General features: G+C 54.7%; 1 protein-coding gene. It reads right to left on the reverse strand.

Translation table 11 applies throughout. The features are described from left to right. A partial coding sequence (locus SB775_RS31185; RefSeq protein WP_410865148.1) for a PQQ-dependent sugar dehydrogenase occupies positions 1 to 258 on the reverse strand: 258 nt, incomplete at both ends.

Consider the following 258-nt stretch of genomic DNA (forward strand, 5'->3'; position numbering starts at 1 on the left):
TCGGTGATTTCTGCAGATGCCGGATCCATCACTTTGATGGCTGTCCCGCGAAGCGCCGCGATGTACAATGAGCCGTCGTGGAAAGCGATTCCGCTCGGCGCCCATGTGTCATCGGCCCCGCTTTTGGCAAACGGCTCTTCTAAGCCATCTGCTGTTTCGTCCCCTTCGATATCGGGCCAGCCATAATTGGCATTTTGTTCGATGATATTGATTTCATCATTCGCGGACTGCCCGTGTTCTGCGGCATACATCGTCTCC

It is taken from the genome of Peribacillus sp. SIMBA_075, assembly GCF_046534585.1.